Here is a 17,216-nt window from a genome sequence, read left to right on the forward strand (position 1 = left end):
CGCAGCATGAGCACCCCCATCCTTGCCATCGACGGCCTGTCCAAGCATTTCGGCGGGCACGCGGCCCTGACGGAGATCGACCTCTCTGTCGAGCAGGGCGAGTTCATCGCGCTGCTCGGCCCGTCGGGTTGCGGCAAGACCACGCTGCTGCGCTGCATCGCCGGCTTCCTGACGCCGGAGGCCGGCACGGTCAGGCTCGCCGGCGAGGATGTGACACGGCTGCCGCCCTATCGCCGCCCGCTCAACACGGTGTTCCAGAACTACGCGCTCTTCCCGCATATGAGCGTCCTGGAAAATGTCGCCTATGGGCCGCGCCGGCAGGGCACGCCGAAGGGCGAGGCAACCCAGCGCAGCACCGAGGCGCTGGAGCTCGTCGGCCTCGCCGGCTTCGGCGAGCGCCTGCCGGCCCAGCTCTCCGGCGGCCAGCAGCAGCGCGTGGCGCTGGCGCGCGCCATCGTCAACCGGCCTCAGCTGCTGCTGCTCGACGAGCCGCTGAGCGCGCTCGACCTGAAGCTGCGCAAGAAGGTCCAGGGCGAGCTCAAGCAGATCCAGCACCGGCTCGGCATCGCCTTCCTGTTCGTGACGCATGACCAGGACGAGGCGATGAGCATGGCCGACCGGATCGTGCTGATGAACCGCGGCCGCATCGAGCAGATCGGCCGCGGCCAGGACATCTATGCCCGGCCGGCGAGCCGCTTCGCCGCCGACTTCATCGGCGATGCCAACCTGCTCCAGGTCGAGCGGCGCGGCGACGGCAGCCTGTCCCTTCTGGACGGCGCGATCATCCGTCCCGCCTGCGACGCTCCGCAAGGCGCGCTAACCGGCGTGCTGCGGCCCGAGGATATCCTCATTGCGCCGGAGCCCGTCGCCGATCGCCTCTCCCTGCCGGCCGTGCTCTCCGAGATCACCCATGTCGGCAGCCATGCCCTCGTCACGGTCTTGGTCGGCGGCACCGTCCTGACGGCCAGGCTCGCGCCGTCGGCGCTGGCGGGCCTCGCGCCGGGCCAGCCGGTCTTCGCCACGATCCGCCCCGGCGATCTCAGCCTCGTGCCGGTGGACGCGTGATGAGCGGGAGGCTGCGCACGGTCGTGCTGCTTTGCGCCCTGCCGGCGGCGTTCTTCGTCGCCTTCTTCCTGGCGCCGATGGCGGTCGTCCTGATCGCGAGCCTGACCACGCCGGATGGTCACCTGACCTTCGCGCATTACCTGCGCATCCTCGCCGACAGCTATCACTGGGACGTGCTGTGGGTGACCTTCCGGATCGGCGCGCTGACCACGCTCGTCTCAGTCGTGATCGGCTATCCGCTCGCCTGGTATCTCGTGCGCGTGGTGCGCTGGCGGCCCTGGCGCCGGTTCTGCGTCATCCTGCTCATCGTGCCGCTGTTCACCAGCAATATCGTGCGCTCCTTCGGCTGGATGGTGCTGCTCGGCCGCAACGGCCTCGTCAATGACGGCCTGATCGGGCTGGGCCTGATCGAGCGGCCGATGCGCTTCCTCGGCACCGAGCTCGGCATCCTGATCGGCCTCGTCTACATCCTGCTGCCCTTCATCGTGCTGGCGGTCGGCAACGCGCTCGCCAAGGTCGATCCGGCGCTCGAACACGCCTCCGCCGATCTCGGCGCGACGCCGGCCGGCACCTTCTGGACGATCACCTTCCCGCTCAGCCTGCCCGGGCTGATGGCCGGCGCGGTCATGGTCTTCATGCTGGCGGTCAGCGCTTATGTCACGCCGGCGCTGCTCAGCGGCGGGCGGATCACCGTCTTCTCCATGCTGATCTTCCAGCAATACAGCTCGGTCTTCGACTTCAACTATGGCGGCGCGCTCAGCATCACCATGCTGGTGCTGACGCTGGTGCTCGTCACGCTCGCCGGGCGCCTCAGCGAGCCGAGGAGAGCCTGAAATGGTCACGCACCTCGTCAGGATCATCTCCCTTGCGGCACTCGCCTATCTCGCCCTGCCGCTCGTCGTGCTGGTCGGCGCCTCGCTGACCACGACCAGCTTCCTCGCCTTCCCGCCGCAGGGGCTCACCCTCGCCTGGTACGGCAAGATGCTGGGCGACCCGTCCTACGTCTCGGCCTTCATGACCAGCACGCTGCTCGCGATCGCCGCGACCATCGTCGCGGTCGTGCTGGCGGTGCCCGCCGCGATCGCGATCGCTCGCTATCGCTTTCCCGGCCGCCGCCTGCTGTCGGAAATCCTGATGTCGCCGCTGATCCTGCCGCATGTCGTGCTCGGCGCGGCGCTGCTGCAATATGGCAGCGCGATCGGCCTGGTGCGCAGCTTCACGGCCCTGCTCGTCGGGCATGTCGTGATCATCATGCCCTTCGTCCTGCGCGCCGTGCTGCCGCAGCTCAGCGACGAGCAGCGCAGCCTGGAGGAGGCGTCGGCCGATCTCGGGGCTAGGCCGCTGACGACCTTCTTCCTGGTGACGCTGCCGCAGATCCGCAGCGGGCTCGTCAGCGGCGCGATCTTCGCTTTCATCGCCTCCTTCATCAATGTCGAGCTCAGCATCTTCAACACCACGGCCGAGCTGACCACGATCCCGGTCAAGCTGTTCAACTACGTCCAGTACACGATCGACCCGATGATCGCGGCGGTCTCCGGCCTGACGATCATCGTCGCCGCGATCGTGATCGTGCTGCTCGACCTCACCATCGGCCTCGACGTGCTCTCCGAGCGCCGCTGATCCCGTCCACCCCGTTTAGTCCCAAGGAGCCCGCACATGCGCCAGCAGAATGTCTTCGACGTCGTCTACACCCATACCGAGGGCGAGCCCCTCTGCATCATCCATAGCGGGATTCCCTATCCCGCCGGCTCGAACATCCTGGAGAAGCGCCGCTTCCTCGAGGAGAACTACGACTGGCTGCGCTGCGCGCTGATGCGCGAGCCGCGCGGGCACAAGGACATGTTCGGCGTGTTCCTGACGCCGCCGTCGAGCCCGGACTACGATGCCGGCCTGATCTATATCGACGGCACGCAGTACTCCCATATGTGCGGCCACGGCACGATCGCGGTCGGCATGGCGATGGTCGCGCTCGGGCTCGTCCGGCGCGGCGCCAATGGCGTCACGACGATCCGCTTCGAGACCACCGCCGGCCTGGTGACGGCCGAGGTCGCCAATGACGGGCCGGACGTGCTGTGGACCCGATTTGAGAACGTGCCGGCCTATGTCGCGGCGCAGGACGTGCCCTTCGACCTGCCGGGCATCGGCCAGCTCAAGGCCGACATCGTCTGGGGCGGCAATTATTTCGGCATCATCGACCTGCGCGGCACCTCGCTGCGGATCTCGCCGGAGAATGGCTCGGAGCTCTCCCGGCTCGGCATTATCGCCCGCGAGCAGCTGCGCCAGAAGGTTGCCATCCAGCACCCGGCGTCGAGCCACATCAACAATTTCAACTTCGTGACCTTCTGGCACGAGCCGACGATCGAGGGCGCTTTCTACAAGAACGTCCACGTCTTCTCCGCCGGCCAGCTCGACCGCTCGCCGGGCGGCACCGGCACGAGCGCGATGATGGCGATGTATGAGGCGCGCGGCCTGCTCGCGTTGCACCAGCCGATCCGCTCGGAAGGGCTGCTCGGGTCGGGAACCTTCGAAGGCTGCCTGATCGGCGAGGCGAACCTGAACGGCACGCGCGCCGTGCGCCCGACCGTGAAGGGCACCGCCGGGTTGCTCGGCACCGCACGCTGGACGATCAACCGCGACGATCCGGTCGACGCCGGCTTCCTCGTCGCCTGACCGGCATCGCGCCGGGACAGCCAGGCCAGGCCGTCCCGGCGCGACCGGCTTCATGGCTCCGCAAGGCCCCGGCCCGCGCCAGAGCCGCGCGCCCCTCGCCCGGCCCGAATGCGCAAAATGCCGGGCGAATGAGCCGAGGCGCCGCTGACCCGAGCGGTGCCGTGACCTGCACGTTTTTGTCGAAGCCAGCGCGACGTAAGCCTGCGAGACAGCGTGGACGGTAGCGGGCTTGGTGCATGGCAAGCCCCGTGCAACAAAGGCCAGAGCTTGCCAGCCGGGCCATGTCCCGGCAATCTTAGCTCAGGAAGACGCTCAGCGGGTGTATGCCCGAGTATTCTCTCGTCGGGCAGCAAGACATGGGAAGTCCAAAATCATGATCATGGACGGTGGCAATGCCGATGCCGGCAAGATGGACGAGATCGCTCTGATCGGGCGTCGCACGGGACTTATCAACCGCCGGTCGTTTCTGGTCGGTTCTGCCGCCGGCGTCGGCGCGCTCGGACTCGCCGGCTGCACGACCGACGGCATGAGCCTCGCCGAGGCGGCCAAGATCTACGGGCCGGTGCCCGAAGAGAAATTCCCGATCCCGGCTGTCGATGTCAGCAAGGTCGATCCGAAATATTATCGCCGGACCGTTCGCTACGAGACCAAGGAAGCGCCCGGTACGATTATCGTCGACCCCGGCAATTACTACGTTTACCGCGTCGAGGACGACGGATCGGCCACCCGCTATGGCGCCAATGTCGGCCGCGACGGGTTCCGGTGGAGCGGGGACGCCTATATCGGGCGCAAGGCGGAATGGGCGACCTGGACACCGCCCAAGGAGATGATCAAGCGCCAGCCCGAGGCGGCCAAATACGCCCGCGGCATGCCCGGCGGCCTCGAAAACCCGCTCGGCGCCCGCACGCTCTATCTCTATCAGAACGGCGCCTACACGCTCTACACGATCTACGCCTCCAGCGACCCCGAATCGATCGGGAACGGCATCACAAGCGGCTGTGTCGGCCTGCTCAGCCAGGACATGATGCACCTGTACTCGCGTACGCCGGTCAAGACGAAGGTCGTCGTCCTGCCGGCATAGCAACGGTCAGTCCCCGGTCCAGGCGCCGCCCGGCCCCGAGAACAGCGACGGCGCGCATTGGTGGAACTTACCTTCGCTGAAGGCTTCCACTGCCAGAAGAACTGAGCCCGTCGGCTCGCCGCCGCCTGTGAATGCATACGCCAGGTGCGGGCTCCAATCCGGAAGGAGGCGAGCATCGCACCAGGTTGCAGCCAGAGCGCCAGTTCTCCCACATTCGCGCCATCTGTCGCGGCGATGGCGCCGGACTCGGCCGCAGCAAATGGGTGCCGAGCCCATCGGGCCGCTCGGCGCCACACATGTCCCGTCGCTCGCATGTCTCCAATCCGACAGAGGCCGCCGTTGAAACTCGCCAGAGATCGGCCCTGACGGCGCACCACGTTCACCTTGGAACACCCGCGATCGCTGCCGCCTGCATTCAGCCGATTTCATCCTCCGTTCGCCCCTCGCCGAGCACGGCTCTGCGCCTCCCGGCAAGCCCTCGCGCCGGGGATCAATCGTCTCCGTCGATCATTACGTCGCCATGGTCGGCCTCGCGTCGTCAGCGTGCGAAGCCCAGCCAAGTCGCTGATCGTTCTTTCCACCACCTTCCTCCTCTCGATGGCGCTGGCCGCGATGGGGCTCGAGACCGATATCGCCAAGCTCAGGGCCAAATGCCTGCGCCCTCTCCTGCTCGGCCTTGCGGCCTTTCCTTTCATCGCGTCATTCAGTCTGATGCGGATGAAGCTCACGATGTGAAGGATCGCGATGACGCTCGAACAGCTCAGGATCTTCGTCGCGGTCGCCGAGCGCGAACATGTCACAAAAGCCGCGACCGAGCTGAACCTGACCCAGTCGGCGACGAGCGCCGCGGTCGCGGCCCTGGAAGCGCGCCATGCGGTCAAACTGTTCGATCGCATCGGCCGGCGCATCACGCTGACCGATGCCGGCCGGCTCTTCCTGGCCGAGGCGCGCGCCGTGCTCTCCCGCGCCGCCTCGGCCGAGGCCGTGCTGGCCGATCTCGCCGGGCTGAAGCGCGGCCGGCTCGCCTTCGCCGCGAGCCAGACCGTCGCCAATTACTGGCTGCCGCCGCTGCTGCACGCCTTTAGGGCGCGCCATCCCGGCATCGAAACGCCGCTGACGATCGGCAACACGCAAACTGTCGCTCAGGCCGTCCATGACGGGCTCGCCGATCTCGGCATCGTCGAGGGGGAGATCGACGACCCGCATCTGGCGATCTCGCCGGTGGCCGAAGACGAGATGGTGCTGGTCGTCGCCCGCGGGCATCGCTGGGCCGGCGCAGCCGCGCTCGCAAGCGCGGCCTTCGCCGAGGCGCCCTGGGTCCTGCGCGAGCCGGGCTCGGGCACGCGCCGGCTGTTCGAAGACCTGCTGGCACGCGACGGCCGGAGCCTCGCGGAACTCGACATCGCGCTTGAATTGCCCTCGAACGAAGCCGTCAGGGCGGCGGTGGAGGCCGGTGCCGGGGCGACCGTGGTCTCGCGCCTGGTGGTCGCGGCGGCGCTGCGGGCCGGGTCACTGGTTGCGGTCGCAGCGACCGTGCCGCGACGCCGCTTCTACGCCCTACAGCACAAGGAGCGCTATGTCGGCCGGGCCGCGCAGGCCTTTCTGTCGCTCCTGCGCGAGCAGGCCGGCGCGGCCGAACCTGGCAGCGGGCGCATCTGATCCCAGACCGCTCCCGGCCCGAACCGCTGCCGGCCCGGCGGCTCCATCCGAAGCGTCAGCGCTGGCGTGGCTGATTGTTGTCGACGACCTGCTGGTAGGCGACGAGGTCGAGGAACGCCTCGGCCTCGGCGACCTTGCCGTCCTTCATCCGGAACAACCAGGCGAACTGGTTGCGATAGGGATGTCCGCCAGTCGTCGTGGCCGTCGCGTCGAAGCGGACGATCACCCGGTCGCCGACGGCCCAGATGTGCCGGACCTGGGGAACGAGCGGGGTCGCGAGGCGGCTGACCAGCGGCACGGAGGCCCGCTCAATGAAATCCGTCATGCCGCGATAGGTGCCCGCGACGGAACCGGAGCCCGGAATCGTCCAGACGATGTCGGGGGCCAGCAGCTGCTGGAAGACATTGTCCCCGGCGGCCCAGCGCTGGAACGCGTCGCGCACGATGGTCTCGTTGCGTGCGGTGTCGGCCTGGGCCGGCGCGGCGATGGCCGGCGCGATGGCCAGGGCGACGATGGCCGCAAGCCCGATGCGCCGGGCGGCGGTCGCAGGTCGATTGAATGGGGCAGCAGAGTTCATTGAACGTCTCCTTCGCTTCAGGGTGGTTGGGAAAGCGGCCCGGGCGACCACCGCGCGGGCCGCCACTGCCGGAAATCCGGCTTACGGGGCCGTCGCGGAGGACGGCCGGACACGCCGGCGAAGAACCATGCCGGCATGGTGGAGGGTGTCGTTGTCGACGAAGTCGCCGTCGGCGGTGAAGCCGGTATCGTCCCAGTATTCGATGTGTCGGCCTGTCACTTCGTATCGCCCGCGATAGGCGCCCTCGCGGTTGCCGCGCGCCTCGACATAGCGGCCGTCCGGCAGGAGTTCGTGGCGGATCCGGTTGTCGTCGGTGACCCACATGTCGACAAAGGGATGAGTGGCCTGCGTCATGGGTTTCTCCGCGAAGGCAGCACCTGCAAGCGCCGCCACGACACCCGTCGCGACGGTAATGACCCCGGCCCGCATCAGTGCGGCGCCCTGGTCGAGCGGACGACGATCTCGTTGACGTCCACGTCCTCGGGCTGCTCCAGCGCGTAGCGGACGGCCCGACCGATGGCGTCAGGCTGGAGCGCAATGCTCCGGTAGGTCTTCATGGCTTCGGCCGCCGCGCGATCGGTGATCGTACCGGCGAGCTCGCTCTCGACGACGCCGGGATGGATGCAGGTGACCCTGATGTCGCTGCGCTCCTGGCGCAGGCCGTCCGAGATCGCCCGGACGGCATATTTCGTGGCGCAGTAGACGGCCGCCGTGGGCGAGACGCTGAGCGCACCGATCGAGGCGATGTTGACGATGTGGCCGGAGCCCCGGGACGTCATATCCGGCAGGACCGCGGCGATTCCGTAGAGGACGCCCTTGATGTTGACGTCGACCATGCGGTCCCACTCGTCGACCTTCAGGGAGGCCATCGGCGAGAGCGGCATCACGCCGGCATTGTTGACGATGACGTCGATCCGCCCGAACTGCTGACGGGCTGCGTCGGCGAAGCGCAGGACGTCGTCCTGCCGCGTCACATCCAGGCGGCGATAGTCGACCTTCGCGCCGCCCTGCCGAAGCTCTTCGGCGAGGGCATCGAGTCGCTCGACCCTGCGTGCGCCCAGCATCAGACGGGCTCCGGCGGCGGCGAGCTCGCGGGCGATGCCGACGCCGATGCCGCTTGATGCCCCGGTCACCAGAACGGTCTTGTCCATAGCCATGGTCCAACTCCTCTCGCTTGGTCCGCTGCGTGATGCGGAACCCGTGATCGAGGAGATAGGCGCCCGGCGCTGTCGCCGGTATCTAGCCAGGAGGCGACGCTATGGTTAGACTTTCTAACCAATGGCGACCGACCTCAACGCGCTCGCGACCTTCGTCCTGGTCGCCGAGGAACGAAGCTTCCGGGCAGCCGCGGACCGGCTAGGCGTGACGCGCTCGGCCGTCAGCCAGACGATCAGGCGGCTCGAGGACGCAATGGGCATTGCCCTCGTCCACCGCACCACCCGCAGCGTCGGCCTCACCGAAGCCGGCGAGCGTCTCCATGCCGACATCGCCCCGTCGCTGGCCGATATCCGCGCGGCGACCGAGGCTGCTCATCAACTCGGCTCCGGACCGCGCGGCCAGTTGCGGCTGGCGGTCTCCTCGATCGCGGAGAGTTTCCTGTCAGGCCCGCTTCTCACCAGTTTCGGGGTGGCATGCCCGGACGTGCAGCTGGACGTCCTGGTGACGGATGACGAGATCGACATCGTCGCCTACGGCTATGACGCGGGCGTGCGGCTCGGCGAGGTCATCGAGCAGGACATGATCGCCGTTCCCGTCTCCGCCCCGCAACGGCAACTCGCCGTCGGCGCTCCCGGCTACCTGGCGCGCCGGGGGACGCCGATCCATCCGCGCGAGCTCGCGGCGCATCGCTGCATCGGCTGGCGCCCGGCGCCACGAGCGGCTCCCTACCGGTGGGAGTTCACAGAGGCGGGCCAGGATTTCGCGGTTGACGTGAAGCCGGAGGCCACCACCAACGATATGGCGCTGATGATCCGCATGGCGGTCGCGGGCGGCGGCATCACCATCGGGCTGGAGGAAACATTTCGACCGTCCATCCAGCGCGGGGAGCTCGTTCCCGTGCTCGAAGAATTTTGCCCGTTCTTCCCGGGGTTCTTCCTGTATTATCCGAGCCGCCAGAACATGGCGCCGAAGCTGCGTGCCTTCGTCGATCACATCCGCAAGAGCCGAAGGCGCTGAAGCATCGGACCGAAAGGTGGAATCCGGTTTTCGGAAAAATCCGATGCTTGAACAAAGAGCTGGATCGCCGCTCCTGCGTCCGAACGGACGCACGGCGATCTAGCCCGCTTGGGGAGCGCATGGCTGGTATCAGCCGCGCCCTCGCTGTCGATCAAGCGCACCCTGCAATTGTTCGACGCGGATGGCCAATGCCTCCTTGGTCAGATTGATCCCTTCGGGTGCTCCATCAATCGACAAGAGCACGCCGCGCTCAGCCATTTCGAGCTGCTCCTGCGCAAGTTCCAGGTGCTTCTGCATGATCTGCGTGACGCGGTCCTTGGCCTCCTGGTCCGTATCCATAGGGCCCTCGCTTCTTCGCTCCTGATCAGGCGACGATCTCACAACCGGGGCGACGCGCCAAATAGTCTGCGGCTTCGCCATCCCGGTCCAAGCCAAGGGGACAGCGTGGCGCCGTGAGGAGGCCGTGGCCCATGTCCGGCCCGGTCCCCGGGGTGTCAGGCGGAATAATCGGCGGCCATCGTCTCGTCGGCCGCGATCGAATGGGCCTTCAACGCCCGGAAGAGCAAGGTCAGCACGACGGCGATGACGAGGTTCAGGACCAGCGTGTAGACGGCGGTGTAGCCCGGGAAGACATGCCCGCCAAAGCTGAGCGGAAAGGTCGGCGTCAGATTGGACGCGAAGGCCATCAGCGTGCCGGCGACGATCCCGGCCAGCCAGCCGATCACCAGCGCCCAGCCGTTGAACCAACGCGTATAGACGCCGAGCATCACCGCCGGCAGCGTCTGGATGATCCAGATGCCGCCGAGCAGCTGCAGCTGGATGGCATATTGCGTCGGCACGAACAGGATGAAGACGAGCGCACCCAGCTTGACGACCAGCGAAACCCATTTCGCCATCTGGGCCTCCTGCCGGTCGGTCGGGTTCCGGTTGATGAACTCCCGGTGGATGTTGCGGGTATAGAGATTGGCGGCCGCGATCGACATGATCGCCGCCGGAACCAGGGCGCCGATGCCGATGGCGGCGAAGGCGATGCCGACGAACCAGGCCGGGAAACTGTGCAGGAACAGGGCCGGCACCGCGAAATTATTGCCGAACTCGGCAAAGCCCGCCGCATATTCCGGCATGCTGCGGACGCCGGCGGCGATCGCGAAGAAGCCGAACAGCGCGAGAATGCCGAGTAGGAAGGAATAGGCCGGCAGCATGGCGGCGTTGCGCCGGATGGCCTTGCCGCCATTGGCGCTGAGAATGCCGGTGATGGAATGCGGATAGAGGAACAGCGCCAGCGCCGATCCGAGCGCCAGCGTCGCGTAGGTGCTGTAGGCCCCGGTCGAGCCGGGGGGCGGCGTTTCGAGCAGGACCTTCGTGTCCGGCACCGCGGCGAAGATCTTGGCAAAGCCGCCGAGCTGGATCGGGATGATGATGATCGCGGCAAAGGCGGTGACATAGATCAGGATGTCCTTGACGATCGCGATCGAGGCCGGCGCGCGCAGGCCGCTCGAATAGGTGAAAGCCGCCAGGACCAGGAAGGCGAAGATCAGCGGCAGGTCGGCGGCAAGGCCGGTCCCGGAAATGCCGAGCGCGCCAATGACCACCTGGATGCCGACGAGCTGCAGCGCGATATAGGGCATGGTCGCGAGGATGCCGGTGATGGTCACGGCGAGCGCCAGCCAGCGATTGCCGAAGCGGCCGCGGACGAAATCAGCGGCGGTGATGTAGCCGTGCCTGTGGCAGACATGCCAGAGCCTGGGAAAGACGAGGAACAGGATCGGGTAGATCACGATCGTGTAGGGCACGGCGAAGAACGCCACCGCCCCGGCGCCGAAGGCGAGAGCCGGCACGGCGATGAAGGTATAGGCGGTGTAGAGGTCGCCGCCGACCAGGAACCAGGTGATCCAGGTGCCGAATCTGCGGCCGCCGAGGCCCCATTCGTGCAGCTGGTCGAGATCTGCCTTGCGCCAGTTGGCGGCGGCGAAGCCGAGCCACGTGATGAAGCCGAACAACGCCACGAACACCGTGGTGGCGGTCCAGTTCACGTCATGCATGACACGCTCCTGTCGGAGCTCGTCGTCGTCAGGCACAGGGTCTGGTCGGGCGAGCTAGTCCTTGGTCCCGAAGTAGACGGTGGCGGTGAAGGCGGCTCCGATCAGCACCCAGAGCATCTGGTACCAATAGAAGAACGGAACGCCTGCCCAGACCGGGTCGAGCCGGTTGTAGAACGGCGGCCAGAGTACCGCGATGAACTGGACGATGAAGAGCAGGTACCACCAGCTCCATCCGCCCCGACGTTCCCCGGAGCCGTTCATTCCGAACCCTCCCGACATCGTGCCTTTGGGCCAGATTAGACAGTATGCTCCTCTCGGGCATTGTCTGGCAATCACTCCCCGAATACCTGCGACAACGAGAACAGATGCTTGCGGGCTTTGGAAACGAACAGCATCCGGGTCACGGCCTCTTGCTTGGGCATCGCCCCCGGAGGCTGGTATAAACGGGTCCTGCGCAAGCGACGGGTCGCGGAATACGGCCGCCAAGGACAGGTCCGTCGACGAACAGCATGTCCATGCGGGCCGAAACGGCAAGATCGAGGTCCCCGATGACGCGACATCAACCGGCCAAGCCGCAGCTTCTGTCCCGTGCCGAGCGCTACGCCGCCGGCAAGGCCCTGCGCGGCAAGGTTCCGCGCGAGAGCCATGCCGACTGGGCGCCCCGCTCCAGCAGCGACGCTGTCGCCATTCTCGCCGGGACCGATGACAGCCGCATTCCGGAGCTTCTGCCGATCCGCTACGAGCGCATGATGCTGAGCCCGTTCGCCTTTCTGCGCGGTGCGGCGGCCGTGATGGCGGAAGATCTGGCCGGCCTTCCATCGGCCGGCCTGCCGGTTCAGGCCTGCGGCGACTGTCATCTCATGAATTTCGGCGCCTTCACCACGCCGGAAGAGAACGTCCTGTTCGACATCAACGATTTCGACGAAACGCTGCCGGGCATCGACTTCGCCGTCGATCTCAAGCGCCTGGCCGCCAGTGTCGCTGTGGCAGCGCTCGACGCCGGATTTTCCAGGAGGACCGCCCGCCTCACCGTTGCAGCGACGGTGAGCGCCTATCGCCGCCGGCTGCGCAGGCTGGCTAAGCTCACGCCGCTGGAGGCCTGGCATGCGCGCACCGAGCTTGGAGAGGAACTGGAGCGGATCGACGATCCGGCGCTGCGCAAACATGTGCAAGGCCTGCTCACCAAGGCGTCGCGCAATTCGCAGCAGGACAGCAACTTTCCCCGCCTGCATGCCGGGGCGGACGGCTCCTGGGGCATCGAGGACCGGCCGCCGCTGATCTACCATCTGCCCGAGGAACGCGACAGCACGCGGTCGCTGCAGGCCCACAAGGTCTTCCATCACTATCGCGAGACCCTGCCGCCCGAGCGCCGCGTGCTGGTGACGCGCTACGGCCTGCGGGATCTCGCCTTCAAGGTCGTCGGCGTCGGCAGCGTCGGCACGTTCTGCGTCGTCGGCCTGTTCATGACGGCCGATGACGAGCCGTTGTTCCTGCAGGTCAAGGAAGCCCAGACCTCCGTCCTCGCCCGGCTGACGAAGAGCAAGAACCCGGGGCCACCGCATCAGGGACAGCGGGTGGTGGAAGGCCAGCGCATGCTGCAGGCGGCGAGCGACGTCTTCCTGGGCTGGGCTGATGACAGTGCCAGCGGGCGTCATTTCTACGTTCGGCAACTCAAGAACCGTCGCCTCGGATCGATCGCCGAAGTGGTGGAGGGCCAGGCCCTGACGGCCTATGCCGAACTCTGCGGCCGCACGCTTGCACGCGCGCATGTCCGCTCGGGCGATGCGGCGACCATCGCCGGCTACATGGGGGCGTCGGGGATCTTCGACGACGCCTTGACGAGTTTCGCGATGGCCTATGCCGCGCAGACCGCACTGGACCACGAGGCGCTCGTTGCAGCCAAGGGGCCCGTCAAGACAGCGCAGGAGCGAGCCAAAGCAGCATGAAGGGCCGCGCGGCCGGGAGCTTCGCTTCCGGCATGCCCTGACCTGACATGCCACATGGTGGCGGAATAGCTTGCCTCCACGATCTGGCGCCGGCCCGCCCGCCTGATCTCGTCGCGCATCCACGGAGCCCGTGCAGGTCATTGCCGGATCGACGACCGGCGCTCGATCACCCGTCCCAGCCATCCATGCCATCGCGGTCATGGCTCTTGCCTGCACCCGGGGCATTGCACCCTGACCACCTCATCTTGCCTCGGCGGGCCACCGACTGTGCAGGTCGTCGATGATGATGGAATGGGAATGGCGCGAACCATGCTCTGCAAGATGAGGATGTCCCGGTGGAAGCTCGGGATGGTCATGCGCAAGGGCATCCGCACTGCCAGCCGGCCAAAGCTGCGATGCGAAGAGCACTGCCGCCAGCGTCGCCAGCGCGAATAGGCCTGCCAGTGTCGCCAGTGGCAGTATCGCGCCGAGCCAGCCCGCAAGCGGATAGGTCACCAGCCAGCAGGCATGCGAGAGCGCGAACTGCGCGGCGAACACCGCCGGACGATCCTCGGCGTGAGTTGAGCGTCGCAGCAACCTGCCTGACGGTGTCTGTGTCGCGGAGTAACCGATGCCGAGCAGCGCCCAGGTGACCAGGAGCGCGGCCCAGCCCGTACCCGTCGCCGCCGGAGCGAGTGCCCAGCCGCTGGCCCAGAGGAGTGCAGCGAAGCCGCCAAGGACAGCAGCCAGAAAGGTCGCCGCCGTCAGCATCACCGTTCGATCTGCGACCCGTTCCAGCACACGCGGCAGCGTCAGCGCCGACAGCATGGACCCGCCGCCGAAACAGGCCAGCGCGAGCGCAACCGCGTTGTCGTCGAAGCCGAGGCGCCCCTTCACGATCACCACGGTATTTACGATGACGAGGGCGCCCCCCATCGCCACCGCCATGTTGAGCGCGAGCAGTCCGCGCAGCCTCGGCGTCGCGAGATAGATCCTGATCCCTCGCGTTGTCCGGCCGTAGATCCCGCCCTCGCGTTTCCTGGCTGGAGAGGCCGGCAATGTAAGGGAAAGGACGAGTGCTGCCGAGACGAGGAAGCCGATGACCGTGCCACCGAAGAGCCAGTGAAAGTTGATGACCGTGAGCAAGGCGGCCGCAAGCATCGGGCTGACGATGCTTTCGAGGTCAAAGGCCAGGCGCGAGAGCGAGAGGGCTTTGGTGTAGTCGTCCTCGTCCGGCAGCACGTCGGGAATCGTGGCCTGGAAGGTCGGCGTGAAGGCGGCTGAGGCCGACTGAAGCAGGAACACGGCCAGATAGACCTGCCAGATCTCGGTGATGAAGGGCAGCGTGAGCGCGATGGCCGCGCGCACCAGATCCATGGCGATCAGGAAGGCGCGGCGCGGCAGCTGTGCCGCAAACGCACCGACAATGGGCGCGACGGTGACATAGGCGATCATCTTGATCGCGAGCGCCGTACCGAGGACGCCGCCGGCCCTCTCGCCGGCGAGTGCGAAGGCGAGCAGGCCGAGCGCGACCGTGAGGAGACCGGTGCCGACCAGCGCGATGATCTGCGCAGCAAACAGGCGACCGTAGACGCGATTGGACAGGACCTTGAGCATTGTGAGCCTCAGAGGAACTTCGTGATCTGCTTGAATTCGTCGATCGGCCGGCGACGCTCGGTCGGCAGGTCGCCAAGGACCTCGTCGAGGCAGTGATCGAGATGATCCTGCACCAGCGTCCGCTTTGCCTGCCTGATGGCGCTCTCGACGGCCTGGAGCTGCGTCGCGATGTCGAGGCAGGAGCGTCCGGCCTCGATCATCTCGATGACCTTGGCAAGGTGACCACCAGCGCGCTTCAGCCGCTTGATGATCGCGGGATGGGATTCATGGATGTGAGGTTCCGACATCTTTTGCCTATATCCCCCTAGGGGGGATAAGGAAAGGCGTCCTCCATTTCGACGCGAGGTGTCGGAGTTTCGTCAAGAGTAGACCGCAGATTGCCTCTTCTCACGGCGCTTATCGGTCGTTTGCGGCGAAACCAGCCTCGCATCTCCCGCTTGAAGCACTGCCAATCCGATATCCCGAAGGGGTCAGATCGGCCTTGGACGCGAGCGCAAACGCCAGGCCTATCCTGGCCGACGGTGCAGGATCTTATCGATCGCCCTCCCCTGGGCGAGTTCATCGATGAGCTTGTCCAGGTAGCGGATCTCCCGCATCACCGGCTCGGCGATCTCTTCGACGCGGACGCCGCAGACCTTCCCCCTTATGTCGGCTCGCGCAGGATTGAGCGCGGGCGCCTGGGCGAAGAAGGTCTCGTAGTCCGTGTCCTTCGCCAGCTGACAGGCGAGTGCCTCCTGGCTGTAGCCGGTCAGCCAGTGGATGATCTGGTCGACCTCCGCCTTCGTGCGGCCCTTCCTCTCCGCCTTGGCGACCAAAAGCGGATAGACCTTGGCGAAGCTCATTGTGTAAATGCGGTGCTGGGTCATCACGTCCACTACCCCAGGTCGGCACCGGCGCTGGTGGCGCCCGAATGCTAGCCCAAGCGCCAACAGAGCAAACCTGACGCCATCGTTCAAGGTTCGGGGCGGCCAGAGCCGCCTCCAGCTCGCAGGCGTCCTGTCTGCGCAAGGATCAGCTTCGTCTGCAGGCACGCCCTACCGAAGGACCCGCATTCCGACGCCTTGCGGGAGCGGCTCTGGCCGCCGCGCACCTTGAACCATGGCGTCAGGTTTGCTCTCTTGACGCCTGGGCGCCCCTGGTGGCCGGCGGCAAAGGAACTGCGACCCCTCGGCGGCACCGTCTGAGCCATCCCTTCACCCTGACCAGCCCCCCAGCTCGGGAGAACTTGCATGCGCGCTCTTGGCGTCGGCCTCATCGGCACCGGCTATATGGGCAAATGCCACGCTTTGGCCTGGAATGCCGTTGCTCCGGTCTTCGGCGATGTCGCCCGCCCAAGGCTCGCCATGCTGTGCGAGGTGGACGATGCGCTGGCTGCAAGACGGGCGCGCGAGCTCGGCTTCGCCGGGTCCACCGCCGACTGGCGAGCGCTCGTCACCCATCCCGAGGTCGACATCGTCTCGATCACCGCGCCCAACGCCTTCCATGCCGAGATGGCGATTGCGGCGCTCGAGGCCGGCAAGCATGTCTGGTGCGAGAAGCCGATGGCAACGAGCCTCGCCGATGCGCAAGCGATGCTGGCTGCCGCCCGGGCGGCCGGAAAGGTCGCGGCGCTGGGCTACAACTACATCCAGAACCCGGCCATCCGGCTCGCGGCGCGGCTGATCGGCGAAGGCGCCATCGGGCCGGTCAACCATGTCCGCATCGAGATGGACGAGGATTTCATGGCCGATGCCGAAGCGCCTTTCTCCTGGAAGAGCGCGGCACAATCGGGCCATGGCGCGCTCGACGATTTCGGCGTGCACGCCTTCTCGCTGCTCAAGGTACTGGTCGGCGAGGTGGCGCAGGTCATGGCCGACATGGCCAGGCCCTATCCGACGCGTCCGCTGCAGGAGGGCGGCGCGCGGCCGGTCGAGACATACGACATCGCGACCCTCTTGCTGCGCTTCGCTTCGGGCGCGTCCGGGCTCGTCGCGCTCAATCGCTGCGCCTGGGGCCGCAAGGGCCGGATTTTCGTGCAGGTCTTCGGGGCGAAGGGAACGATCAGCTTCGACCAGGAAAAGATGAACGAGATCGAGCTCTACACCACTGAGGGACGCAGCGATCTGCAGGGCTTTCGCCGCATCCTGACGGCGCCTGTGCACGAGCCCTATGACCGCTTCATCCCTGCGCCCGGCCACGGGCTCGGCTTCAACGAGCTCAAGATCATCGAATGCCGCGAGCTCATGCGGACCATCGCCGGCGAGCCGGCTCATCTCATCGATTTCGAGACCGGCCTGCGCATCGAGCGCACGGTCGATGCCGCCGCCAGGAGCTTCCGCGAAGGAGGCTGGAGGGCGGTGTAGTTCCCCGGCCTCGGCGCCGCAATCGGCCGTCGGGTTTGCGGTGGGTCCAAGCCGCGAATTGAC

General features: G+C 66.8%; 18 protein-coding genes and 1 pseudogene. 10 read left to right on the plus strand and 9 right to left on the minus strand.

Annotated features, from left to right (window positions below; genetic code table 11):
- The first annotated feature begins 6 nt into the window (after nt 1-6).
- The 7 genes and pseudogenes from AC1DW9_RS04305 to AC1DW9_RS04335 all read left to right on the plus strand — a co-directional run bounded on the left by AC1DW9_RS04305 (nt 7) and on the right by AC1DW9_RS04335 (nt 6,475).
- Entirely contained in the window at nt 7-1,065 is a 1,059-nt protein-coding gene (locus AC1DW9_RS04305) for an ABC transporter ATP-binding protein (RefSeq protein WP_476776002.1), read from the plus strand.
- Nucleotides 1,065-1,898, plus strand: coding sequence for an ABC transporter permease (locus AC1DW9_RS04310; protein ID WP_441491285.1), 834 nt, complete (start codon nt 1,065-1,067; stop codon nt 1,896-1,898). The genes AC1DW9_RS04305 and AC1DW9_RS04310 overlap by 1 nt, the downstream gene beginning before the upstream one ends.
- Before the next feature lies 1 nt (nt 1,899).
- The gene (locus AC1DW9_RS04315) at nt 1,900-2,685 is read left to right on the plus strand and encodes an ABC transporter permease (protein ID WP_441507337.1); all 786 of its coding nucleotides are present in this window, start codon (nt 1,900-1,902) and stop codon (nt 2,683-2,685) included.
- Between the two features lie 36 nt (nt 2,686-2,721).
- Nucleotides 2,722-3,735 carry a proline racemase family protein gene (locus AC1DW9_RS04320; RefSeq protein WP_441491283.1) on the plus strand — a complete coding sequence of 338 codons (1,014 nt, stop codon included), beginning with the start codon at nt 2,722-2,724 and terminating at the stop codon, nt 3,733-3,735.
- 373 nt (nt 3,736-4,108) lie between these two features.
- A complete protein-coding gene (locus tag AC1DW9_RS04325; protein ID WP_441507335.1) occupies nt 4,109-4,816 on the plus strand; it encodes a L,D-transpeptidase family protein in 708 nt (235 codons plus the stop codon).
- Nucleotides 4,817-5,371: 555 nt separating this feature from the next.
- Nucleotides 5,372-5,551: pseudogene (locus tag AC1DW9_RS04330) on the plus strand (YeiH family putative sulfate export transporter); the annotation flags it as partial.
- 9 nt (nt 5,552-5,560) lie between these two features.
- Nucleotides 5,561-6,475: a LysR family transcriptional regulator gene (locus AC1DW9_RS04335; RefSeq protein ID WP_441507334.1), complete on the plus strand. Its 915-nt coding sequence runs from the start codon at nt 5,561-5,563 to the stop codon at nt 6,473-6,475.
- Between the two features lie 55 nt (nt 6,476-6,530).
- Here AC1DW9_RS04335 and AC1DW9_RS04340 read toward each other — a convergent pair whose 3' ends face one another.
- From AC1DW9_RS04340 to AC1DW9_RS04350, 3 genes are all read right to left on the minus strand, one after another.
- Nucleotides 6,531-7,052 carry a nuclear transport factor 2 family protein gene (locus tag AC1DW9_RS04340; RefSeq protein ID WP_476776003.1) on the minus strand — a complete coding sequence of 174 codons (522 nt, stop codon included), beginning with the start codon at nt 7,050-7,052 and terminating at the stop codon, nt 6,531-6,533.
- Nucleotides 7,053-7,133: 81 nt separating this feature from the next.
- Nucleotides 7,134-7,481, minus strand: coding sequence for an Atu4866 domain-containing protein (locus AC1DW9_RS04345; protein WP_441507332.1), 348 nt, complete (start codon nt 7,479-7,481; stop codon nt 7,134-7,136).
- Entirely contained in the window at nt 7,481-8,209 is a 729-nt protein-coding gene (locus AC1DW9_RS04350) for an SDR family oxidoreductase (RefSeq protein WP_476776004.1), read from the minus strand. The genes AC1DW9_RS04345 and AC1DW9_RS04350 overlap by 1 nt, the downstream gene beginning before the upstream one ends.
- Before the next feature lie 121 nt (nt 8,210-8,330).
- On the opposite strand from AC1DW9_RS04350, the gene AC1DW9_RS04355 reads away from it, so the two are divergent.
- Nucleotides 8,331-9,227, plus strand: a complete 897-nt coding sequence (locus tag AC1DW9_RS04355; RefSeq protein ID WP_476776005.1) for a LysR family transcriptional regulator — start codon at nt 8,331-8,333, stop codon at nt 9,225-9,227.
- 129 nt (nt 9,228-9,356) lie between these two features.
- Here AC1DW9_RS04355 and AC1DW9_RS04360 read toward each other — a convergent pair whose 3' ends face one another.
- The 3 genes from AC1DW9_RS04360 to AC1DW9_RS04370 all read right to left on the minus strand — a co-directional run bounded on the left by AC1DW9_RS04360 (nt 9,357) and on the right by AC1DW9_RS04370 (nt 11,530).
- Entirely contained in the window at nt 9,357-9,566 is a 210-nt protein-coding gene (locus tag AC1DW9_RS04360) for a hypothetical protein (RefSeq protein ID WP_441491276.1), read from the minus strand.
- Between the two features lie 155 nt (nt 9,567-9,721).
- On the minus strand, nt 9,722-11,269 hold the full coding sequence (mctP, locus tag AC1DW9_RS04365; protein WP_476776006.1) for a monocarboxylate uptake permease MctP: 1,548 nt from the start codon (nt 11,267-11,269) through the stop codon (nt 9,722-9,724).
- Nucleotides 11,270-11,323: 54 nt separating this feature from the next.
- Nucleotides 11,324-11,530 carry a DUF3311 domain-containing protein gene (locus AC1DW9_RS04370; RefSeq protein WP_476776007.1) on the minus strand — a complete coding sequence of 69 codons (207 nt, stop codon included), beginning with the start codon at nt 11,528-11,530 and terminating at the stop codon, nt 11,324-11,326.
- A gap of 287 nt (nt 11,531-11,817) precedes the next feature.
- Between AC1DW9_RS04370 and AC1DW9_RS04375 the strand changes: the two genes are divergently transcribed.
- Nucleotides 11,818-13,215 carry a DUF2252 domain-containing protein gene (locus AC1DW9_RS04375; RefSeq protein WP_476776008.1) on the plus strand — a complete coding sequence of 466 codons (1,398 nt, stop codon included), beginning with the start codon at nt 11,818-11,820 and terminating at the stop codon, nt 13,213-13,215.
- A gap of 240 nt (nt 13,216-13,455) precedes the next feature.
- Here AC1DW9_RS04375 and AC1DW9_RS04380 read toward each other — a convergent pair whose 3' ends face one another.
- From AC1DW9_RS04380 to AC1DW9_RS04390, 3 genes are all read right to left on the minus strand, one after another.
- A complete protein-coding gene (locus AC1DW9_RS04380) occupies nt 13,456-14,811 on the minus strand; it encodes an MFS transporter (protein WP_476776009.1) in 1,356 nt (451 codons plus the stop codon).
- A gap of 8 nt (nt 14,812-14,819) precedes the next feature.
- Nucleotides 14,820-15,098, minus strand: coding sequence for a metal-sensing transcriptional repressor (locus AC1DW9_RS04385; protein WP_476776010.1), 279 nt, complete (start codon nt 15,096-15,098; stop codon nt 14,820-14,822).
- Nucleotides 15,099-15,317: 219 nt separating this feature from the next.
- Nucleotides 15,318-15,677, minus strand: coding sequence for a DUF2200 domain-containing protein (locus tag AC1DW9_RS04390; RefSeq protein ID WP_476776011.1), 360 nt, complete (start codon nt 15,675-15,677; stop codon nt 15,318-15,320).
- Nucleotides 15,678-16,040: 363 nt separating this feature from the next.
- On the opposite strand from AC1DW9_RS04390, the gene AC1DW9_RS04395 reads away from it, so the two are divergent.
- The gene (locus AC1DW9_RS04395; RefSeq protein ID WP_476776012.1) at nt 16,041-17,153 is read left to right on the plus strand and encodes a Gfo/Idh/MocA family protein; all 1,113 of its coding nucleotides are present in this window, start codon (nt 16,041-16,043) and stop codon (nt 17,151-17,153) included.
- The last annotated feature ends 63 nt before the right edge of the window (nt 17,154-17,216 follow it).

It is taken from the genome of Allobosea sp. P4_E12, from assembly GCF_056401655.1.